Origin of the sequence: Thermobacillus sp. ZCTH02-B1 (assembly GCF_002159085.1) — a bacterium.
Taxonomy (GTDB): Bacteria; Bacillota; Bacilli; order Paenibacillales; family Paenibacillaceae; genus Thermobacillus.
Genome location: NZ_LZRU01000031.1, coordinates 1 through 19,403, shown reverse-complemented (window position 1 = coordinate 19,403; position 19,403 = coordinate 1). Strand labels below are relative to the sequence as shown.

The following is a 19,403-nucleotide window of genomic DNA, read 5'->3' as shown; positions in this document are numbered from 1 at the left end:
CTTTTTGTTTTGCCTGCCGAAGGGTTGCAGGTCGACGGGTTACAGGTTCCGCCTGAAAAAGTCCATGATGTAACCGTGCAGCTCCCAGCTCCAGAACGTCCCTTCATGCGGGCCGTTCTCCACGCACACCATTTCCGCCCTGTGTCCGGCCTTGACCAGCGCTTCGTACATCCGGAGCGACTGTTCGAACGGCACGAGGGCGTCCGCGTCGCCGTGGATCAGCAGGAAGGGCGGATACGGCTTTCCGGTTTGGACGCGGAAGAGGGGGCTCATGGCGCGCAGGATGTCCGGATTTTCGGAGCCGCCCATCAGACCGAGGAAAATGTCGAGGAACCCCTGGTCTCCCGTCTGCCGGACGGCTTCGTACAGCACCGTCATGTCGGTCGGGCCGAAACAGTCGACCACGCATCGGACTTCGTCCGGATAGCCGGCGTGTTCCCCGGTGCCGAATGCCGGATCGCCGGCCGTCATTCCGACGAGCAGCGCCGTGTTGCCGCCCGACGAAGTGCCCCATATGCCGACGCGTTCCGGGTCGATGCCGTATTCGTCCGCATGCTTGCGCAGGAACCGGATCGCCGTCTTGACGTCCTGCAGATAGGCCGGAAACGGATGGCCTTCCAGACAGTTCCGGTGCGTGACCGTCGCGACCACGTACCCTTCCCGGGCGTAGCGGGAAAGCTGCGGCAGTTCGTAATGGATGTTGGGGAACGTGAAGGCGCTTCCCTGGACGAAGACGATCAGGGGCCGCTTCGGGGGCGCGGATTCTTTCTCCCGGTCCCGCCAGGGAGCGATCAACGTCAGTTTCAGTTCCTGTCCGGTTTCCGTGGAATAGACGATATCCGGCAGCACCTCGGCGAGACCTTCCATCGTCGGATTGTACGGGAATCGGGTGACGGGAAGCTGCATGCGGCATCCTCCTTTTGAACGGTTCCTGTCGGTATTATAGCATGTTTCCGCGCCTGTCCTTCCCGAACGCACCGCCACCTCCGGTTCGAGAGGGCCGCTGCCGGCCGCCGCGAACCCGGAGGACCGGACCTTCCGGTCAAAACGGACGGCCAAGTTGCCGAAATAGTAATTGGCGGTTGCAAGGAGCAGGCGGCCGGAGAGGGGGATGCGCATGGACGAGCCCAGGGAAGGGCAGGCGGACATCGACTATCTGAAGCAATATGTCCGGCTCCATCCCGACAACCGGATGGCCTGGTATCTCCTCGGCAGGGAATATCTCAAGCAGGGCAAGGCGGGGAAGGCGAACTACTGCTTCCTGCAGGCGGGCGACATCTACGAGGCGTACGAACGGAAGCGCCATCCGCTGGCGGACGCCGCACCCCGGCAGGCGCTCGAGCAGTGGAACCGGCTGGAGCGGCGGCGCCTCTTCCGGCGCGCCGTCCTGCTGGCCGCGATGCTGATCGGCCTCGCCGTTGTGGCTCCCCCCGCGCCGGTCGGGGAGCGGGGCGCGGAGCGCACGGCGGCGGAAGCGCCGCGGGAAGCGGCGGGCGGATCGGAGCATGCCGCGGTGCCGGACGAAGCGGACGGGCGGACCGACCGATCCGCCGGGCGGGGCGAAGCCGGCCCGCGGCCGGCCGAACTCCCTGCGGTGGACGGGAAACGCCCGGTCGCCGCGCGCGTGGTCGATCCGGCCGCCGGATCGCCGGTCGGCGAGGCGCTGGAGGCGCTGCTCGGCATGCGGCCGCCGGCGCGGGGCTTCGCCGTGAGCCTCGCGCAGAGCCGCGGCTGGCGGCTGTGGAACAGCGCGGCGGACGGCCTGCTGCTCGAGGTGGAGCGCGCGGATTCGGAGGCCGGCGAAGCGGTCGTGCGCCTGTTCGACCCGGAGGCCTGCGTCTGCGTGCCGGCGGACGCGGCGGGCGCGCTCGGGCTGCTCGAGGCTTGGAGCGGGCGGCGGGAGACCTGGTGGTTGCTGCGCAGCGCGATCCGGCGCTATGCGGAGGCGACGGGCGAATGGCCGGCCTCCCTCGACGATCTCGTGCGGCCGTATCCCGACAACTGGCTGGCCGGGAAATCGCCGGCGCTCGCGGAGCTGTTCGCGCCGGCCGTGGAAGCCGAGCGGCGGGCGCAGCCCGCATCCGCGCCGGAGCCGGCGGACGCGGGCGGATGGATGGCCTGGAACGCGGGCGTCCCGGACGGTCTGCCTGCGGCGCCGCTCGAGATCATCGTGGACAAGGCGAACCGCCGTCTCGCGCTCGTCAGCGGCAACGTGATCCTGCGCAATTACGAGGTCGGACTGGGCGGAGACCGGACGCCGGAGGGGACGTTCGTCATCACGGAGAAGGTCCGGAATCCGAACGGCCGGGAGGACGGGGAATTCGGCAGCCGCGGCATGACGCTGTCGGATACCGACTACGCGATCCACGGCACGAACGATCCGGACAGCATCGGGAGGGACGAGTCGCTCGGGTGCATCCGGATGGCGAAGGAGGACCTGGAGGAGCTGTATGACCTGACGCCGCTCGGCACGCGCGTCACGATCACGTCGGGCGTGCTGCCGGACGACCTCTCGGTGCCGGCGGAGCGCTTCCGGCTCGAGCCGGCGCAGGACGAGACGAATCCCGGCAAGGTGTACCGGTGGCTGAAATGACGACGGCTGAGACCGCCCGGGTCTCAGCCGTTTACGATGATCAGCACCGACAGGATGATGACGACGGCGGCGAATGCGCCGGCAACCCACAGGATCGCTTTCCTGTTGATTTCGTCCTGCTGTCTTTTCAGAGCTGGCGGTTTCCTGCGAACTGCGCCCATCGGAAATCGACCCTCTCTTCTTGACGGTTTCAATCCCATTGTAACCGTTTCACGAGGAATCCCGCAACCGTTCATTGATGGCAACAATGTGACGGTTGCCGCGCTTTCTTTTTCTTCCCGGACAAGATAAACTGTTCGTGGGAAGCATACAGTTGCAAGAACGGAGTGGGAACGCATGCTGTATCGCAAGGTGGCCAAGCCGATCCTGTTCCGGATGGATCCGGAGCAGGCGCACCGGCTGACCGTCCACGGGCTCGGAAAGGCCGTCCGGGTGCCCGGGGTGCTGCCGCTGATGCGGAGCTTCTGGGATGTGAAGGACGACCCCCGGCTCGAGACGGAGCTGTTCGGCATCCGGTTCCGCCATCCGGTCGGGCTCGCGGCCGGACTGGACAAGGATGCCGTCGCGGTGGAAGGTTTTGCAAGCATGGGATTTTCGTTCCTCGAAGTCGGCACGGTCACGCCGGTCGGCCAGCCCGGCAACGACCGGCCGCGACTGTTCCGGCTGCCCGAGGACGAGGCGCTCATCAACCGGATGGGGTTCAACAACGAGGGCGCGGAGGCGATGGCCGGGCGGCTCGCGCGGCTCCAAACGCGCCGCGCGCCGATCGCCGTCAACATCGGCAAGAACAAGGCGACGCCGAACGAGAAGGCCGCGGACGACTACCGGGCCTGCCTGCGCGCGCTGTATCCGCACGGCGATTTCTTCGTCGTCAACATCAGCTCGCCCAACACGCCGGGTCTCCGGCAGCTCCAGCACGGCGAGGAGCTGAAGGCCCTGCTGCGGGCGGTCCGGGAAGAGATCGCGGAGCAGGCCTTGAAGGCGGGCGGGCGTCCGAAGCCGATCGTCGTCAAAATCGCGCCGGACATGACGGAAGCCGAGATCGAGCAGACGGTCGGGGTGCTGGCGGAAGGCGGCGCGGACGGGATCATCGCGACGAACACGACGCTGTCGCGGGACGGGCTCCGGTCGCCGAACCGCACGCAGGAGGGGGGCCTCAGCGGCCGGCCGCTCGCGGCGCGATCGACGGAGGTGATCCGCGCGATCTGGCGCCTGACCGGCGGGAAGCTGCCAATCATCGGCTCCGGCGGCATTTTCGACGGACGGGATGCATACGATAAGATTCGTGCCGGCGCGTCGCTCGTCGAAATTTATACCTCGCTCATCTACCGGGGCCCCGGCGTCGTCCGCCGAATCGTCGCCGAGCTGTCCGAACTGATGGCCCGCGACGGCTTCCGCCGGATCGGCGACGCGGTCGGAGCGGACCATCGCTGACTTCTTGCGGGAGGAGGAGAGCGCATGGACGGACGGGACTGGAACCTGTTCCTGCTCCCCTACGAGCAGGCGGTCGAGGAGCTGAAGGTCAAGTTCAGGACGCTTCGCAGCGAGCTGAAGACGCGGCAATCGTACGCGCCGATCGAATTCGTGACCGGCCGGGTGAAGCGGATCTCGAGCATCCTCGAGAAGGCGAAGCGGCTGAACGTGCCGATGGACAAACTCGAGGAAGGCATCGAGGACATCGCGGGCATCCGGATCATGTGCCAGTTCGTCGAGGACATCTACATCGTCGCGGATTCGATCCGGCAGCGCAAGGACATGTCCGTCGTCTACGAGAAGGACTACGTCGCCAACCACAAGGAAAGCGGCTACCGCAGCTACCACATCATCGTGGAATATCCGGTTCAGACGGCGCTCGGCCTCAAGAAGGTGCTCGCGGAGGTGCAGATCCGCACGCTCGCGATGAATTTCTGGGCGACGATCGAGCACTCGCTCAATTACAAATACAAGGAGCAGCTTCCGGAACACGTGAAGGAGCGGCTGCGCAAGGCGGCGGAAGCCGCGTTCCGGCTGGACGAGGAGATGTCGAGCATCCGCAAGGAGATTCTGGAGGCGCAGCGGGCGTTCGAGGACAGCTCGAACCTCGTATCGAACGTGCTTTCCGGCATCCAGGAGCTGTATTTCTACCACCGGGTCCGGGAGGCGGCGCGGTTCCAGCTCCGTTTCAACGAGCTGTGGGAACACGAAGATGTCATCGGGCTGAAGATGCTGGCGGAGGAGATCCGGCAGTCGGTCGAGCGGGCCAAGGGAGAGGCTGCGTTTGGCGGCCGGTCCTGATTTCGATCCGAAGTACGTACGGTTCCTTGTGCTCTTCAACCGCGACCGGGACTATTACGGCTGTCATGATGTGATGGAGGAGCTGTGGCTCGAGGAGGGACGCGGCCGGTTCTGGCAGGGATTGCTGCAGGTCGCCGTCGGGCTGCATCATTGGGGAAACGAAAACCGCGCCGGCGCCGCCAAACTGCTGCGCGCCGCGCTCGCAAAGCTGGACGGGTGCGCGGACCTGGAAGCGGGGATCGACGTGAAGCGGCTGCGGGAAGATGCGGCGGCGGCGCTCCGGCTGCTGGACAGCTGGCTTGGGGAAGCCGGCGCGGTTCCGCACGCCGCGGAAGCCGGTCCGCGTGCCGGAAGCGGAGCGGATCACGGATCCGCGCGCAGGCCCCCGGAACCCGTGACGATCGACATCCGCATCGTCGACCGGCGGCTGGCCGAACGGGTCGCCGCCGAAATGAAGCGTCCGCCCGGGGACGAATCCCGGGCGGACGGCGAATAGCCCCAAGGGCCGGCGGACGTTCCGGATGCGGCATCACAGGTCCGCCGGCGCGTATTTGGCGTCGATGAGCCCGCGGATCTCGTCCGCGGATTTGCCCTGCTTCGCGAACGCGACCGCGTCCTGAAGCTCCATCAGGCAGATGCCGCAGTTCGCGCCGTGATCGGTCCACGTGATGGAGCCGTCGTCCTGGACGTCGACGAGGAAGCAGCGTAGCAGCGAATCGTGCGGGTCGTTCGCGTCCATGCAGCCGCAATAGCAGTTCAGCTGCCGCAGAATGTCCATGTGTTCGTAGACGACGGCGTACAGGTCGACGGTGCGGTCCGCATAACGGAGCAGGAAGGACGGCAGTTCGTCCGGACCGGACGTCGTCTCGTGCCATTCGCCTTCGGTCGTCATGACGCCGTGTTCGTGTCCGTCTCCGCCGGCGGATTCCCCGCCGGAACAGCCGGATACGGCCATGAATCCGGCGAGCAGCAGGATGACGCCGCCGAGCAGCCAGTCCCGCGCGCTTCTCATGACGCCGCTCCCTTCGGGTTCCGGAGGAACTCCCGGTAGTCGTCGGCCGAATGTCCGCCCGCGCCGATGCCGCCCTCGATGCGGGAGACTTCCTTCCCGCCTTCGAAATAGGCGAGCGTCGGCGTGAAGACGATGTTGTATTTCCTATAGTAATCCTTGAACTCGACGAGGTTGAACTGCGGCAGGTCGACGCCGAGCTCCTCCGCGATCGGCATCAGGACAGGCGTCGTTTCGCGGCAGAAACCGCAATCCGAGGAGAAGAAATAGACGAACGTCGGTTCGCCGCTTTCGATCCGCCGGTCGAGCTCGTCGGGCAGGATGATGTTCTGGTAATGCGGATCTTTGAGCAGCTGCCGCGTCGCCGGTTGGAGATCCGAGACCGGCTTGCCGTACAATTCGCTCACGTTCAGATACTTCAGAAAATAAAGGGATGAAAACAGGACGATGACGACGGCCGCGTAGACGAGCGGCATCAGGCTTCTCTTCTTCCGCATGGGTTGACGCAGAACCTCCGGTAAACCGATAATGGATGGCATAATGGCTGAACCTATTATACATGATAGCATCTGTACTAACAAATTTGATGTTACAATATTGAAGAAAGTGAGGAATTTTTATGACCGTCCGGCTGCCGGAGCCGTTCACCCGGCGCATGCGGGAACTGCTCGGCGGCGAATTCGGCGAATTTCTCGCGTCGTTCGGGGAGCCACGCCGGCACGGGCTGCGCGTGAACACGCTGAAGATTGACGGCGAATCGTACCGGCAGCGCTCGCCGTTCCGCGCCGCGCTGAGGCCGGTGCCGTGGGCGGAGGCCGGCTATTATTGCGGAGACGAAGATCGTCCCGGCAAGCATCCGCACTATCACGCCGGGCTTTACTATATCCAGGAACCGAGCGCGATGGCGCCCGTCGAGCTTTTGGACGTGCGGCCGGGCCACCGCGTGCTCGACCTGTGCGCGGCGCCGGGCGGCAAGTCGACCCAGATCGCCGCAAAGCTGAAGGGACAGGGGCTGCTCGTCGCGAACGACCTTGCGCGCGAGCGCACGAAGGCGCTCGCCCGCAACCTGGAACTGGCCGGCGTCCGGAACGCGGTCGTGCTGAACGAGGAGCCGGAGCGCCTCGTGCCGGTGTTCCAAGGGTTCTTCGACCGCGTGCTGGTCGACGCGCCCTGTTCGGGCGAAGGGATGTTCCGCAAGGACGAATCGATGGTCGCCGCCTGGATGCGGCATCCGGTGACGCGCTGGACGGAGGTGCAGCGGAAGCTCCTCCGCCTTGCGGCCGAGATGCTGAGGCCGGGCGGCCTGCTCGTCTACTCCACCTGCACGTTCTCGCCGGAGGAAAATGAAGAGCGGATCGCGGAGCTGCTCGCGGAGCGTCCGGATTTCGAGGTGGTGCCGGTGCCGCTCCGTTACGGCTGGGCGCCGGGCCGGCCGGATTGGGTCGGCCTCGGCGGCATCGACCGCCGCCATGTCGAGGCGGTCGCCGGCACGGTGCGGATTTGGCCGCACCGCGCGGAGGGCGAGGGTCACTACGCGGCCGTGTTGCGCCGCACAAGCGCCGGCGGATCCGGGACGGCCGGTGAACCGGACGGCGGGCCGCCGGACGGGCCGCGGGCCGCGGCCGGGCAGGCGGAAGCCGGCCGGGCGGCCCGGCGCGGGAAGGGGCGCGAGGGCGGCGGGGGCGCGGATCCGATCGCGGCGTGGCGGGCGTTCCGCGACGAGGCGCTGCCCGGCTTCGAGCCGCCGGGCCGGCTCGTCGCGGTCGGGGATCACGTGTACGCGCAGCCGGAGGATGTGCCGGATCTCGGCGGGCTTCGCGTCGTGCGCCACGGCTGGCTGCTGGGCGAGGCGCGGCGCGGCCGGTTCGCCCCGTCCCAGGCGCTCGCGATGGGGCTCGAGGCGCGCGACGCGGCGCGCCGCCTCGATTACGGCGCGGACGAACCGGAAGCGGTGAAATATCTGAAGGGCGAGACGCTGCCGCTGGAGCCGCACAGGCTCTCGCCGGGGTCCGGCGAGGGCGGAAGAACGCCCGAAGCGGCGGGTTACGCCCTTGTCTGCATCGACGGCTATCCCGTCGGCTGGGCGAAGCTGAGGGACGGCCTCGTCATCAACGAGCGGGCGCCCGGATGGAGGTGGAGGTGATGGCGCGCATGCGGCTGGACAAGCTGCTCGCCCATGCGGGCTGCGGCACGCGCAGCGAGATCAAGCGGGCGGTCCGGCTCGGACGGGTCGAAGTGAACGGCCTTGCGGTCCGGGATCCGGGCATGGCCGTCGACCCCGAAGCGGACCGGGTCTTCTGGGACGGCGAACCGGTCCGATACCGGGAATACGTCTATTTCATGCTGAACAAGCCGCCCGGCGTCATCTCGGCGACGGAAGACCCCCGGGAGCGGACCGTGATCGATCTTTTGAAACCGGAGGACCGGGTGCGGGATCCCTTTCCCGTCGGTCGGCTCGACAAGGATACGGAGGGGCTGCTGCTCATCACGAACGACGGGCGGCTCGCGCACGAGCTGCTGTCGCCCCGGAAGCACGTGGACAAGGTGTACGAGGCGGTGGTGGCGGGCGCGGTCGACGACGCCGACGTCCGCGCCTTCGCGTCGGGCGTGACGCTGGACGACGGGTACCGGACGATGCCGGCGGATCTGGTCGTCCGGGATGTGCGGGACGGGGAGGACGGACCGCTGTCCGATGTCACCGTCACGCTCCGGGAAGGGAAGTTCCATCAGGTGAAGCGCATGTTCGAGGCGGTCGGGAAGCGGGTCGTCCGGCTGCGGAGGGTCGCGATGGGGCCGCTCCGGCTCGATCCTTCGCTTCCGCCCGGCGATTACCGCGAGCTGACGGAGGAAGAGATGCGGGCGCTGGACGCGGCCGTCTCCGGCGCGGGTCCGGCGCGTGAGTCGAACGCAGGGAGAGGAGAGAAACGGTAGCAGATGGGAAGACATTTCGACCTGATTGCGATCGACGTGGACGGCACGCTGCTGGATGACAGCCACCGGCTCAGGCCGGCGGTGATCGACGCGGTGCGGGAAGCGGCGGCTTCCGGCGCCGAGATCGTGCTCGCGACCGGCCGCGGGCCGAGCAACTCGATTCCGCTGCTGGAGGAAATGGGCCTCAAGGGCACGCTCATCACGCACAACGGCGCGGCCACGGTGGAATCGGAAGGCCGCCGGGTGCTGCACAGCTTTGCCATCCCGGCCGACGCGGTCGGGCGATATATCGAATGGTGCCGCGGGCACGGCGTGCATTTCGACCTGAATACGGCCTTCGATCTGTACGTCGAATCGGTGACGCCCGAGGCGGAGGAGATGTACGGCCATTACCGGATCGAGCCGATCTACCGGAAGCCGGATGATCCGCTGCCTCCGGACCTCGTGAAGTTCACGGCGTTCGGATCCAAAGAACTGATGGACCGCGTGCAGCGCGAATGGGAGACGTGGGACAGCCCGCTCAAGCGCATCCGGAGCGGCGACTGGTTCATCGACGTGCAGCACGCCGACGTGAGCAAGGGAGCGGCGCTGCGGCAGCTTGCGGCGCTCCGGGGCGTCGACCGGAGCCGCATCCTCGCGATCGGGAATTATTACAACGACATCGACATGCTCCGCTTCGCCGGTCTCGGCGTCGCGATGGGCAATTCGCCGGATGAGGTGAAGGCGGCCGCAGACGCCGTGACGCGCCCGAACGGCGAGGACGGCGTCGCCCACGCGATCCGCCGCTACGTGCTCGGAAAGGGTTCGGAGCTCTGAAAATGGGAAATCCGCCGGATGGCCGGCGGATTTCGACGCTATGAGGAAGCGATCGGATTCAGTACAGAATGCCGCGGGACACGATAACCAGCAGGATGAAGAGAACCAGGATCACACCCGTGGACGTGAACGCACCTGCCACACCGGACATGGAACACCCTCCCTGAACGCATATTCCGGCTGCGGGCTTCGCTTGATCCCCGCGTCATCCGGTCTATCGTATAGTATGGCGAAGCGCAGGGAACGATTGGACGGATGACCCGTGGCAAACGATTTTGGGCAGGCGCGGACCAGGGCGGATTACGGGCGGCGAAGCCCTTTGGGCAGCCGGTTGTTGATGCGGCCGTCGACCGCCTTGCCCCAGCCGAGCGGCAGGCCGTCGACGGCCATCAGCACCCAGCCGGTGAGGGAGGCGTCCGCCGTCAGCGTCTCGCCGCGCAGGTAGGCGGCGACCTCCGGCGCGTCCGCCGCGAAGTCCAGGATATGCCGGGCCGACGAAGCGCGGACGCGGAGCGCGAGCGCGTGGGACGGCACGAACCCGGTCCTCGGCAGTTCGCCGAGGCAGAGGCCCGGCCGGATCGCGCGCAGCCCGTCCAGCAGGTGCGGACCGAGGCGGCCGCCGCCGTCCGGCAGCCAGAAGAGCTGCCCGCCGGACACGAGCGGACCGCCTTCCGGCAGGTCCTCCTCCGGCGAGAACCCGGGCAGCGCTTCTTGCGCGAAGGACCGGAAGCGGGCGAACGCCTGCGGATCCGGCGCGCGCGAGAATCCGCCTCCGCGGCCGCGCGCCGGTCGTGCACCCGCCGGCCGCCCGGTTCCCGCGTCCGAATAGATGGCATGCGCGTCCCGCCGGCGGACGAGCAGCGCCGCGAAATGACCTTCGCCGCGCTCCCGGTGCGGCCACAGGCGCAGCGACCGCCGGAGCTCGAAGTCGGGCCGCCGTTCCAGGAACCGGGCGATCGTCTCCTCGTTCTCCTCGCGGTTGAACGTGCAGGTCGAATAGACGAGCCGGCCGCCCGGCCGGACCATCTTCGCGGCCTCGTCGAGGATGTCCGCCTGGAGCGCGGCGCAATGCCGGACGACCGCTTCCGACCAGTGGCGGACGGCGTCCGGATTTTTGCGGAACATGCCTTCGCCGGAACACGGGGCGTCGAGCAAGACCGCGTCGAAGAAGGCCGGAAAGCGCATAGCCAGCCGGCCGGGATGTTCGTTCAGGACGACCGCGTTCGCAAGGCCCATCCGCTCGATGTTTTCGACCAGCGCCCGCGCGCGGACGGGATTGACTTCGTTCGCGACGATCAGGCCCCGCCCGTCCAGCCGGGCCGCGATCTGCGTCGCCTTGCCGCCGGGCGCGGCCGCGAGATCGAGCACGATTTCGCCGGGCCGGACGTCCAGCAGTTCCGCCGGCAGCATGGCGGAAGGTTCCTGGATGTAATACAGGCCGGCCATATGGTACGGATGCGGGCCCGGACGGGTCTCCGGCGCGTAGTAGAAGCCGTCGGGACACCAGGGAACGGGTTCGAGGCGGAACCGTTCGCGAAGCCGTTCGCGCGGGATCCGGATATCGTCCAGCTTGCGCCCGTTCAGCCGCAGGCCGTATGCCCGGGGCTCGCGGTAGGCGCGCAGGAACGCTTCGGCTTCGTCGCCGAGCATCGCTTCCATCCGGCGGACATACGCGTTCGGCAGGGGCGGACGGTCCGCTCCCGCCTGATCCCCTTCCCCGTCCGCCGTCTCGTCCCAATCGGCGTCCGGAACGCCGGGGGCTGCGGCCGGTTCCGCATCCGCGGCCGAAGCCGCTCCGGATTTTCGCTTTTTCTTTCTGCTCACTGGCCTCAGTCCATTCCCTCGGGATTCGGATCGATCGAACGCATTATACCACAGCGCGTCCGACGTCCGCATCCGCCGGTCCGTCCCCGGCGGGCGGGGATCTTTGTGATGGAAGCGGGCGGGCCGGACCATCACCATCTTCCGGAAAGGAGCTGGCGTCGTTGACCAAAGTCGGACTCGTCATGCGCAAAATCCAGTTCACCGAGGCCCAGGGGCCGCGCGTTTACGCGGAACGGCTCCGGGCGATCGCCGCGGACGAGGGGATCGAGATCGTGTTCGTCCAGCCGGAACGCCATGTGAGCGGTTACGACCAGGCGCCGGGCTACGAATACGAGAAGGGCGATCTCGTCAACTACGACATCGTGCTCGATCAGCTCTACCGGCACAACATCCGCCACGTCATCTACACGGTGTCCGGGTTCACGTTCCTGAAGCTGTTCATCGACAAATGCGTGCTGTTTCCGCATTCGTACCCGCATCCTTCGCTCACCGGTTACGAGATGATGCGGCCGTTCTACTCGATCGTCGACAAGGCGATCGTCCATACGGAATATCTGAAGCGGCGGTTCGCGGAGGATTTCGGCGTCACCGACGTCGACGTCATCCCGATCGGCTTCGAGGAGGATCTGGCGCTGAAGTATTACGATCCGTCCGCCGTCGTGAAGAACCGCGTGCTCTGGATCGGGCGGGACGAGCCGAACCGGCGGCCGGAGATCCCGATCGCGTACGCCCGCGCCCGTCCGGACGTGGAGGTCGTCATGGTGTTCGGCGGCCTCCGGTACAGGGAGAGCGTGAAGCGGTACGACATCCCGCCGAACGTGAAGCTGATGTTCGCGCTCGGGCGGGACGACATTTTCCGGCTGATGAATTCGGCGAAGGTGTACTGGAGCACGTCGGTGTTCGACACGTTCGCGATGCCGCTCGCGGAGGCGATGGCGATGGGCAAGATCGTCGTGAAGCCCGATCATCCGTGCTACGGGCACATCTCGGGCCGGCACGCGTTCGGCGGCAACCCGGACAACTGGTTCGAGCTCGTCGACATGGCGCTCGCGTCGCCGGCCCTCGTGTCGGAGGACAACCGCGAGGTCGCGTTCGGGCGGTTCTCGGAGCGGGTCATGCGGGAAGGTTACCGGAATTTCTTCGCGAAGTGGATCGGCTGAGATCGGCGGAAAAAGCGAAGGGCGGCATTTGAACCGGGCGGCCGGATTCCGTAAGATGGAAATGGATGCGCATCCGGGGCGGACGGCCGCCGGGGCGCTCGGAAAGCGAAAGAATGGGCCGTCAAGGAGGGCCGTTTCAATGAAAATCCACATTCTCGGCGCGGAAATGCGCCGGACGGAGGACGGATACGTCGGCTCGGTGCGGTTCGAGGTGGAGGGCCACCGGCATCCCTACGAAGCCGCGCTGCACAGCAAGGACGGCAGGGACTGGGCGTACGGGCTGTTCTTCATGCGCGAATCCGGCAGCGAGCGCGACATCGACCGGGTGGAGGCGTACCTCGAGGAGAACGACGAAGCGTTCGAGATGCTCGTGGAGGCGGCTCGCAGCACGCTGAAGGAATGAGCGCCCGGGTTCGACCGCGGACCCGTCCCGGCCGCCGCCGGCTCAGGCGGACGCGAAGAAGCGGACAGCGGCGAGCGCGGCGAGGTGGGCCGGGTAGAACGAACGCCACAGCAGGCGGGGAACGGGAAGGCGGCGGTTCAGCGCGTCCAGCATGCCCGGCGCGCATCGGACGAGCAGCGTCGCGAGCAGGCTGAACATCTGTTCGGGCGGGAAACCGTACGCGATTCCGATCAGGTTCAGGAAGAAATGGAGCGCCAGCGCGGTCTGCCCCGACGAGAAGCGGTAGATCAGGACGAGCAGCAGCAGGTGGGAGCCGTAGTCGCAGGGCACGAGCTCGAGCAGCAGGCACCCGGCGGCCGCGATTCCCAGGGCGGCGATGAGGCGCCGGACCGCGTCCGCGCCGGCTGCCGGGACGGATTCCGCGCTTGAAAGCGCTGCGGACGGTGGAACGGCAGGAGATGGCCGGCCGGCGGAGACGGACGCCTCGGCCGCGGCTTTGCCGGCGGCCGCGGGCGAACGGCCGGCGGACGCCAGGACGACGTCGATCAGGCGCAGGACGATCAGCGACGCGAGCAGCGTGAAGACGACGTTGAGTTCGAACGGCTCGTCCGGTCCGAGCAGCGCGTATTGGTACGGCCATTGCGAGATCGCGGCGATTGCGGCGAGCCGCAGCGCGTAGCGGCGGAAATCGCGCATCCTGCCGAAGCCGACCACGAGCGCGTATGCGTAGAGCGGCATCGCGAGCCGGCCGACAAGGCGGAAATGCGGGTTGTCGGGATCAAGCACGATGCCGATATGGTCGATCAGCATCGTGAGCATGGCGAGGAGCTGCATCGCATCGTTCTCCCCGGAGATCGTTCGGGCCGGCGGCTCGGCGCGGTTCGGCTCCGTCGCCGGCCGCGGTCACGAAGTGCGGGATGCCGCGGCGGCCGGCGGGTGCCGGTGGACGGTCACCCTGTTTTTGCCCGTCGTCTTCGACACGTACATCGCTTCGTCCGCCCGGCGCACCGCTTCTTCGACCGACAGGCCTTCGGCGGCCGGACAGACGCCGACGCTCACGGTGACGTTCGTCTCCCGTTCGACGCGCCGGCGGAACGCCTCGGCGATCGCGGCCGGATCGGCGCCGGGCAGGGCGATCGCCGCGACCAGCTCCTCGCCGCCGTATCGTCCCGCGGCGCCGCAGCCCGCCACCTCCTCGGACAGGATCGCCGCGACCCGCTTCAGCGCTTCGTCCGCGGCTTGGTGGCCCTGCGTGTCGTTCAGGCGCTTGAAATTGTCGATGTCGCAGAACAGGATCGAGACGGGCAGGCCGTGGGCGGCATAGCGGTTCGTCTTCTTCAGGAAATGGCGGCGGTTGTAGAGTCCGGTCAGGCCGTCCCGGATCGACGAGATGTAGACGGACTGCATCCGCTCGAGCGAGCGCCGGAACAGGACGAAGAACAGCGCGTGGAACCAGGCCGTCATGAGCAGCAGCCCGGCCGCCGGCAGCCAGGAAGGAAGCGGCTCCGCGGCGACGGCTTCCGCGACGGCGGTCAGCCGGCCCAGCAGATAGAGCGCCTGCGCGGCCGCCACCTTCGCCTTCTGGCCGACGCGGGGGAACACATAGGCCGGCAGCATGCCGGAGACGACGAGGAGCAGCAGATCGACCGGGCGGAAGACGTCCGGCCATCCGGCGCCGATCCGGCCCGTGTCAAGCCCGGCCTGCACGGCGGCCGCACCGGCGGCGAGCGCGCACAGCGCGCCGAGCATCCACCGGTCGACGCGCCGGAAGGACGCATAGAGCGCCATCATGGCGAAATTCGCCAGCATGAACGAGACGAGGCCGGCGCCGGCCAGCGCCGCGTCCCACGCGTGGCCAAACGGCCCGATCCAGAGCGACGGCGCCAGCAGCATCGCCGCCATCATCATCCGGTTGGCCGGTTGGCGGCGGTTCAGTCTCCACTGGAGGAAGGACATGACGATCATCAGGCCGGCGACGGTCAGCGCCGAGGCGGCGCAGGCCGCGCGGCCGGCCGGGGACAGGATCCAGTCGAATATCGCGGTCATCGTATCCCTTCCAGGCGGTCGTAATGGCTTCCTTTACAGAAACATATGTTCTATTATATCATGGTTTTGGCAGTTGCGTAACCGACTGCCGTTAGGAGGAAGTCTGTATGAAGGTGTTGCAGGCGTTGTTCTTCCCCCCGGAACAGCCGGGCGGCGTTTCCTCCATGGTGCCGTACATCCATGAGCGTTTCCTCAAGATGGGATGGGACACGGAGCTGTTCTCCATCCCGAAGCGGGTGCGCGGCAAAGGCAGCGAAGATATCGAATTCCTGACGTTCGATCCCGGCGAATTTCGGGGTTATCCCGTCGTCGACAAGTACCTGCAGACGATCCGCGACTATCTGTGGTGGACGCGGTTGCGCATCAACAAAACCTACGATCTCATTCACGCCCATCATCCGATTCCCGCCCTGGTCATGAAGAAACTGTTCCCCGACACGCCCGTCGTCATGACGATCCACTCCAGTTACGAGCGCGAATTGGCGCTGAACGGACGCATTCAACCCGGAGGCCCCGAGCACCGGTTCCTGACCTCCCTGTACGGGGAGCTGGAGGCGAGGGTCGACCGGCTGCTGACCGTGTCCTACTCCTTCCGCGACTATCTGGCGCAGTACGTGAAGGATCCGGCCGGCATCACGGTCATCCCGAACGGATTTGACGAGAAAAGATTCCGACCCGTCGCCCACGAAAACGCGATCCCGCAGCTCATCACCGTATGCCGGCTCGTCCCCGCGAAGGGGCTGGACATCCTGCTCAAGGCGTGCGCGCTGCTGAAGCGGCGGGGATACACCTTCGTCCTCCATATCATCGGCGACGGCCCGATCCGGCAGGATCTGGAGAAGATGGCGGCCGAGCTGGGCATTTACGACGACACGATATTTTACGGATACATGCTGCATCCGGAAGAATTCATGCCGTTCTTCGACATCTTCGTGCTGCCGTCGCGGGCGGAGGCGTTCGGCTCCGTGTTCGCCGAGGCGGCGCTCTGCCTGCTCGCGCTCGTCGGCACGAACGTCGGCGGCATCGCGGAGCAGATCGAGCACGGCGTCAACGGCCTGCTCGTGCCGCCGGACGATCCGGAGGCGCTCGCCGACGCCCTCGAGAAGGTCGTCTCCGATCCGAAATACCGTTACAATCTGGCGCGCGCGGCCTGGGAGAAGGCAAAGCGGGACTATTCGCTGCAGCGGGTCATCACGCAGCTCCGCGAAGTCTATCTCGACGTCGCGCAGCAGGCGGGCGTCGGAGCGGCCGCGCGGGCGCTGGCGGAAGAAGGCGGAGCGGACGCGGCGCGGGAAGCCGCGCAGGAAGTGGAAAACAGCGTTGCCGGCGGTTCGGCCGGGGACGGGGAAGCGACGTGAATCCGTTCCGGTTCATCCATGCGGCGGACCTGCATCTGGGAAGCCCGTTCAAGGGGCTCGCGGACGCGCCGGAGCACGTCCGCCGCGGCCTGGCGGAGGCGGAATACGCCGCCCTGCGGCGGCTGACCGAAGCGGCGCTCGAGCTCGGCGCCGATTTCGCCGTCTTCTCCGGCGATCTGTTTGATTCGGCGGACCGGTCGCTGCGCGCCCGCGCGGCGCTCCATCGCGCGTGGAGCCGCCTCGCGGGCGCCGGCGTCCGGGTGTTCGCGATCCACGGCAATCACGATCCGCTCGGCGGCGGACCGGCGATGTTCGAATGGCCGGAAGGCGTGCACGTGTTCGGCGCGGACGACCGGGCGGAGCATCGGCCGGCCTGCCGGCGCGACGGCAAGCCGGCCGCTTTCGTTTACGGCATTTCGTATGACCGCCGCGCGGTCACGGAAAACCTCGTCCCCCGCTACCGGCCGGCCGAAGGGGCCGATTTCCACATCGCGCTGCTGCACGCGAACGTGGACGGCGATCCGGACCACGACGCCTATGCGCCGTGCCGGCTGTCCGAGCTGACCGGGGCAGGGTTCCAGTATTGGGCGCTCGGCCATGTCCACGGCCGGCGGGTGCTGCACGAATATCCCCATGTCGTCTATCCGGGCAACCTCCAGGGCCGCCATCCGGGCGAGACCGGGGCGAAGGGCTGCTATCTCGTGGAGGTCGACGCGTCGGGCGGCGTGCGTTTGACGTTTCTGCCGCTGGACGGCGTGCGGTGGCTGTCGTGCCGCGTCTCCATCGACGGGCTGGAGGACGAGGAGCGGCTGCTCGAGCGGATGGAGGAATGCGCGGTCCGGACGGCGTCGTCGGCGGACGGGCGGCCGGTCATGCTGGAAGTGGTGCTGGAGGGGCGCGGCCCGCTGCACCGGCGGCTGGAGGATCGCGCGGACGAACTGCTCGCGGCGCTGCGCGATCGGCTGGACGGGCTGGCGGCCGGGGGCGGTTGGAGCGGCGTGCCCGCGTTCGACGGCGACGACGTCGGCCGCAACGGCGGATCGGGCGGTGAACGCGAGGGCGAAAGCGACGGGAATGGCGCCCGGGGCGCAGACGGCGTTTTCGGTGCAGACGGCCCGTCGGGCGCGGACGGCGGACGCGGCGGCGAAAGCGACGGGTATGGCGCTCGGGATGGAGACGGCGTTTTCGGCGCAGGCGGCCCGTCGGGGGCGTACGGCGGCTGGATCTGGGTGCACCGGCTCACGATCCGGACGGCGCCCGGGCTCGATCTTGACCGGCTCGCGGAGGAGGACAGCTTCGCGGGCGAGGTGCTGCGCCTGGCGCGCAGGCTGGCGGCCGACCCCGAAGGACGGGAGGCGCTGCTTCGCGAGGCGCTCGGCCCGATGCTCCGCAATCCGCGGCTCCGGCGGCTGATCGAAAGCCGCGGCCTGCTGTCCGCGGACGGCCTGCTCGAGCGGGCGGCGACGCGGCTCGCGGGGATGCTGGAGCGCGGGGAAGGCTGAACAGACGGAAGCCCGAACGCTTCCCGCGCGGAATGATTCGTTTGGATCTGCAATATCTGCACCAACGTTGCACGGTTGACGGCATCGGGGCCCGACAAGTGCGAATCTGCACCAAGATGGACCGGTAAAGCGGCATCGGGCTGATGCTGACGCACGGATGCGCCAGGACAAGCCGGGTATCGGAAATCGGAATGTTGGGGTGCCTGGTTGCACCAGTTCGCGGGGACAGCGGCGTCCGGGCAAGCCTAGGTGCGCGCATGCACCGGGATCGTCCGGGGAGCGGAGGAGCACGGAGGGAGAAGCGTGCGGATTCGGTCGGTGACCATAGACGGATTCGGCAAGCTGAGCGGCGTCACGCTGGATTTCGACGCGGATGCGGTCATCCTCGAGGGGCCGAACGAGGCGGGCAAGAGCACGGTGCTCGGCTTCGTGCGCGCGATGTTCTACGGCTTCGCCACCCGCGCGAACATGCCGGAGCGGCAGGAACCGGTGTACGGAGGGCGGCACGGCGGCCGGCTTGCGCTCGCATCCGAGCGGTTCGGGGAGCTCGTGCTGGAGCGCCATTCGGGCAGTCACGGCGGCAGGGCGGTGCTGCGCGGCAGGCGCGGGGACGAGCCCGAGGTGCTGGATCAGCGGGAGCTCGAGCGGCTGCTGTTCGGCGGGCTGACCGGCAAGGCGTACCGCCAGTTGTTCGCGGTGGGCCTCACGGAGCTGCGCGACCTCGGCGCCGTGCGGGGGGAAGAACTGGGCCGATACCTCTATCACGCGGGGATGGCGGACGGCAGGCTGCTCGCGGAGGCGGAGCGGGCGGTCCGCGAGGCGATGGACAAGCTGTACAGGCCGCGCGGGTCGACGCTGCCGGTCAACGTCCGGCTGGCCGAGCTCGAGCGGATCGAGCGCGAGCTGGTGTCGCTGCCCGACCCGATTCAAAGGTACGACGAGACGGCCAGGGAGCTCGGGCAGGTCGAAGAGCGGCTTCGCGCACTGGAGGCGCGACTGCCGGAACTGGCCCGGAACCGGGACGAGGCGGCGCGCGCCCTGAAGATGCGGGAGAAATGGCTGCGCCTGCGCGAACTGGACGCCCGCCGCGCCGCGCTGCCCGATCCCGGACGGCTGCCGGCCGACGCCGAGGCGAAATGGCGGATGTGGACGGCCGAGCGGGACCGGCTGGAGCGCGAGCGGCTGCGCCTGGAGGCGGCGCTGCGCGAAGCGCGGGCGGAGAGGGAACGGCTGGCCGTGCGGGAAGATCTGCTCGGTCTTGAGCCCGGGCTGGAGAGGCTGCTCAAGTCCGCGGAAGCGATGCGGGAGCTGGAGCAGGCGTGCGCCGAATGGCGGGCGGAGCGGCGCCACGAGGAAGAGCGGGTGAACGCGCTGCTCGCCTCCGTCGGGCCGGAGTGGACGGCGGAGCGGCTGCGCGGCTTCGCCGCCGGCGTGGCGGAACGCGACCGGATCCGCGCGTTCCGCGACGGCCTGGAAGAGGCGGAGCG

At 67.7% G+C, this 19,403-nt stretch carries 20 protein-coding genes; 12 read left to right on the top strand and 8 right to left on the bottom strand.

What is annotated here, in order from left to right:
• Positions 1–39: 39 nt before the first annotated feature.
• Positions 40–906: an alpha/beta hydrolase gene (locus A9Z00_RS12830; protein ID WP_296978114.1), complete on the bottom strand. Its 867-nt coding sequence runs from the start codon at positions 904–906 to the stop codon at positions 40–42.
• Between the two features lie 211 nt (positions 907–1,117).
• Between A9Z00_RS12830 and A9Z00_RS12825 the strand changes: the two genes are divergently transcribed.
• A complete protein-coding gene (locus A9Z00_RS12825; RefSeq protein WP_296978111.1) occupies positions 1,118–2,593 on the top strand; it encodes a L,D-transpeptidase family protein in 1,476 nt (491 codons plus the stop codon).
• Positions 2,594–2,616: 23 nt separating this feature from the next.
• On the opposite strand, the gene A9Z00_RS12820 is transcribed toward A9Z00_RS12825, so the two are convergent.
• Positions 2,617–2,754 carry a hypothetical protein gene (locus A9Z00_RS12820; RefSeq protein ID WP_296978108.1) on the bottom strand — a complete coding sequence of 46 codons (138 nt, stop codon included), beginning with the start codon at positions 2,752–2,754 and terminating at the stop codon, positions 2,617–2,619.
• Between the two features lie 175 nt (positions 2,755–2,929).
• Between A9Z00_RS12820 and A9Z00_RS12815 the strand changes: the two genes are divergently transcribed.
• Genes A9Z00_RS12815 through A9Z00_RS12805 form a run of 3 tightly spaced genes read left to right on the top strand, consistent with a single transcriptional unit; the run spans position 2,930 to position 5,363 of the window.
• A complete protein-coding gene (locus A9Z00_RS12815; protein ID WP_296978103.1) occupies positions 2,930–4,027 on the top strand; it encodes a quinone-dependent dihydroorotate dehydrogenase in 1,098 nt (365 codons plus the stop codon).
• Between the two features lie 24 nt (positions 4,028–4,051).
• Positions 4,052–4,867, top strand: a complete 816-nt coding sequence (gene yjbM / locus A9Z00_RS12810; protein ID WP_296978099.1) for a GTP diphosphokinase — start codon at positions 4,052–4,054, stop codon at positions 4,865–4,867.
• Positions 4,851–5,363, top strand: coding sequence for a DUF309 domain-containing protein (locus A9Z00_RS12805; protein WP_296978096.1), 513 nt, complete (start codon positions 4,851–4,853; stop codon positions 5,361–5,363). The genes yjbM and A9Z00_RS12805 overlap by 17 nt, the downstream gene beginning before the upstream one ends.
• Before the next feature lie 33 nt (positions 5,364–5,396).
• Here A9Z00_RS12805 and A9Z00_RS12800 read toward each other — a convergent pair whose 3' ends face one another.
• Positions 5,397–5,879, bottom strand: a complete 483-nt coding sequence (locus A9Z00_RS12800; protein ID WP_296978093.1) for a PCYCGC motif-containing (lipo)protein — start codon at positions 5,877–5,879, stop codon at positions 5,397–5,399.
• Positions 5,876–6,373: a thioredoxin family protein gene (locus tag A9Z00_RS12795; protein WP_296978091.1), complete on the bottom strand. Its 498-nt coding sequence runs from the start codon at positions 6,371–6,373 to the stop codon at positions 5,876–5,878. The genes A9Z00_RS12800 and A9Z00_RS12795 overlap by 4 nt, the downstream gene beginning before the upstream one ends.
• Positions 6,374–6,495: 122 nt before the next feature.
• On the opposite strand from A9Z00_RS12795, the gene A9Z00_RS12790 reads away from it, so the two are divergent.
• The 3 genes from A9Z00_RS12790 to A9Z00_RS12780 are packed head-to-tail and all read left to right on the top strand — an operon-like array spanning position 6,496 to position 9,623.
• Complete coding sequence (locus A9Z00_RS12790; protein WP_296978088.1) at positions 6,496–8,019, top strand: RsmB/NOP family class I SAM-dependent RNA methyltransferase; 1,524 nt, start codon at positions 6,496–6,498, stop codon at positions 8,017–8,019.
• On the top strand, positions 8,019–8,807 hold the full coding sequence (locus tag A9Z00_RS12785) for a pseudouridine synthase (RefSeq protein WP_296978085.1): 789 nt from the start codon (positions 8,019–8,021) through the stop codon (positions 8,805–8,807). Before A9Z00_RS12790 ends, A9Z00_RS12785 begins: the two co-directional genes overlap by 1 nt.
• A 3-nt stretch (positions 8,808–8,810) precedes the next feature.
• Positions 8,811–9,623, top strand: coding sequence for a Cof-type HAD-IIB family hydrolase (locus tag A9Z00_RS12780; RefSeq protein ID WP_296978083.1), 813 nt, complete (start codon positions 8,811–8,813; stop codon positions 9,621–9,623).
• A 58-nt stretch (positions 9,624–9,681) separates the two neighbouring features.
• Here the strand turns inward: A9Z00_RS12780 and A9Z00_RS12775 are convergent, their stop codons facing one another.
• Both A9Z00_RS12775 and A9Z00_RS12770 read right to left on the bottom strand, forming a co-directional pair.
• The gene (locus tag A9Z00_RS12775; protein ID WP_296978081.1) at positions 9,682–9,774 is read right to left on the bottom strand and encodes a YjcZ family sporulation protein; all 93 of its coding nucleotides are present in this window, start codon (positions 9,772–9,774) and stop codon (positions 9,682–9,684) included.
• A 149-nt stretch (positions 9,775–9,923) separates the two neighbouring features.
• Positions 9,924–11,447, bottom strand: a complete 1,524-nt coding sequence (locus tag A9Z00_RS12770) for an RsmF rRNA methyltransferase first C-terminal domain-containing protein (protein ID WP_296978078.1) — start codon at positions 11,445–11,447, stop codon at positions 9,924–9,926.
• Between the two features lie 161 nt (positions 11,448–11,608).
• Between A9Z00_RS12770 and A9Z00_RS12765 the strand changes: the two genes are divergently transcribed.
• Positions 11,609–12,607, top strand: a complete 999-nt coding sequence (locus A9Z00_RS12765; RefSeq protein WP_296978075.1) for a glycosyltransferase — start codon at positions 11,609–11,611, stop codon at positions 12,605–12,607.
• 139 nt (positions 12,608–12,746) lie between these two features.
• Entirely contained in the window at positions 12,747–13,010 is a 264-nt protein-coding gene (locus A9Z00_RS12760) for a hypothetical protein (protein ID WP_296978071.1), read from the top strand.
• 42 nt (positions 13,011–13,052) lie between these two features.
• On the opposite strand, the gene A9Z00_RS12755 is transcribed toward A9Z00_RS12760, so the two are convergent.
• A complete protein-coding gene (locus A9Z00_RS12755) occupies positions 13,053–13,844 on the bottom strand; it encodes a TraX family protein (protein ID WP_296978068.1) in 792 nt (263 codons plus the stop codon).
• Positions 13,845–13,913: 69 nt separating this feature from the next.
• Positions 13,914–15,056: a GGDEF domain-containing protein gene (locus A9Z00_RS12750; RefSeq protein ID WP_296978065.1), complete on the bottom strand. Its 1,143-nt coding sequence runs from the start codon at positions 15,054–15,056 to the stop codon at positions 13,914–13,916.
• Between the two features lie 107 nt (positions 15,057–15,163).
• Here A9Z00_RS12750 and A9Z00_RS12745 point away from each other — a divergent pair, with 107 nt between their 5' ends.
• From A9Z00_RS12745 to A9Z00_RS12735, 3 genes are all read left to right on the top strand, one after another.
• A complete protein-coding gene (locus A9Z00_RS12745) occupies positions 15,164–16,414 on the top strand; it encodes a glycosyltransferase family 4 protein (RefSeq protein ID WP_296978062.1) in 1,251 nt (416 codons plus the stop codon).
• Entirely contained in the window at positions 16,411–17,916 is a 1,506-nt protein-coding gene (locus A9Z00_RS12740) for a DNA repair exonuclease (RefSeq protein ID WP_296978059.1), read from the top strand. The genes A9Z00_RS12745 and A9Z00_RS12740 overlap by 4 nt, the downstream gene beginning before the upstream one ends.
• 303 nt (positions 17,917–18,219) lie before the next feature.
• Positions 18,220–19,403: AAA family ATPase (locus A9Z00_RS12735; protein ID WP_296978056.1), on the top strand; the 1,184-nt coding region annotated here is incomplete at its 3' end.

What these genes read in the sequence shown, in the direction of transcription:
- A9Z00_RS12760 (WP_296978071.1), top strand. Translation starts at nt 12,747, where the DNA reads ATGAAAATCCACATTCTCGGCGCGGAAATGCGCCGGACGGAGGACGGA.
- A9Z00_RS12795 (WP_296978091.1), bottom strand. Translation starts at nt 6,373, where the DNA reads ATGCGGAAGAAGAGAAGCCTGATGCCGCTCGTCTACGCGGCCGTCGTC.
- A9Z00_RS12780 (WP_296978083.1), top strand. Translation starts at nt 8,811, where the DNA reads ATGGGAAGACATTTCGACCTGATTGCGATCGACGTGGACGGCACGCTG.
- A9Z00_RS12750 (WP_296978065.1), bottom strand. Translation starts at nt 15,056, where the DNA reads ATGACCGCGATATTCGACTGGATCCTGTCCCCGGCCGGCCGCGCGGCC.
- A9Z00_RS12820 (WP_296978108.1), bottom strand. Translation starts at nt 2,754, where the DNA reads ATGGGCGCAGTTCGCAGGAAACCGCCAGCTCTGAAAAGACAGCAGGAC.
- yjbM (WP_296978099.1), top strand. Translation starts at nt 4,052, where the DNA reads ATGGACGGACGGGACTGGAACCTGTTCCTGCTCCCCTACGAGCAGGCG.
- A9Z00_RS12830 (WP_296978114.1), bottom strand. Translation starts at nt 906, where the DNA reads ATGCAGCTTCCCGTCACCCGATTCCCGTACAATCCGACGATGGAAGGT.
- A9Z00_RS12785 (WP_296978085.1), top strand. Translation starts at nt 8,019, where the DNA reads ATGGCGCGCATGCGGCTGGACAAGCTGCTCGCCCATGCGGGCTGCGGC.
- A9Z00_RS12745 (WP_296978062.1), top strand. Translation starts at nt 15,164, where the DNA reads ATGAAGGTGTTGCAGGCGTTGTTCTTCCCCCCGGAACAGCCGGGCGGC.
- A9Z00_RS12775 (WP_296978081.1), bottom strand. Translation starts at nt 9,774, where the DNA reads ATGTCCGGTGTGGCAGGTGCGTTCACGTCCACGGGTGTGATCCTGGTT.
- A9Z00_RS12825 (WP_296978111.1), top strand. Translation starts at nt 1,118, where the DNA reads ATGGACGAGCCCAGGGAAGGGCAGGCGGACATCGACTATCTGAAGCAA.
- A9Z00_RS12755 (WP_296978068.1), bottom strand. Translation starts at nt 13,844, where the DNA reads ATGCAGCTCCTCGCCATGCTCACGATGCTGATCGACCATATCGGCATC.
- A9Z00_RS12790 (WP_296978088.1), top strand. Translation starts at nt 6,496, where the DNA reads ATGACCGTCCGGCTGCCGGAGCCGTTCACCCGGCGCATGCGGGAACTG.
- A9Z00_RS12815 (WP_296978103.1), top strand. Translation starts at nt 2,930, where the DNA reads ATGCTGTATCGCAAGGTGGCCAAGCCGATCCTGTTCCGGATGGATCCG.
- A9Z00_RS12800 (WP_296978093.1), bottom strand. Translation starts at nt 5,879, where the DNA reads ATGAGAAGCGCGCGGGACTGGCTGCTCGGCGGCGTCATCCTGCTGCTC.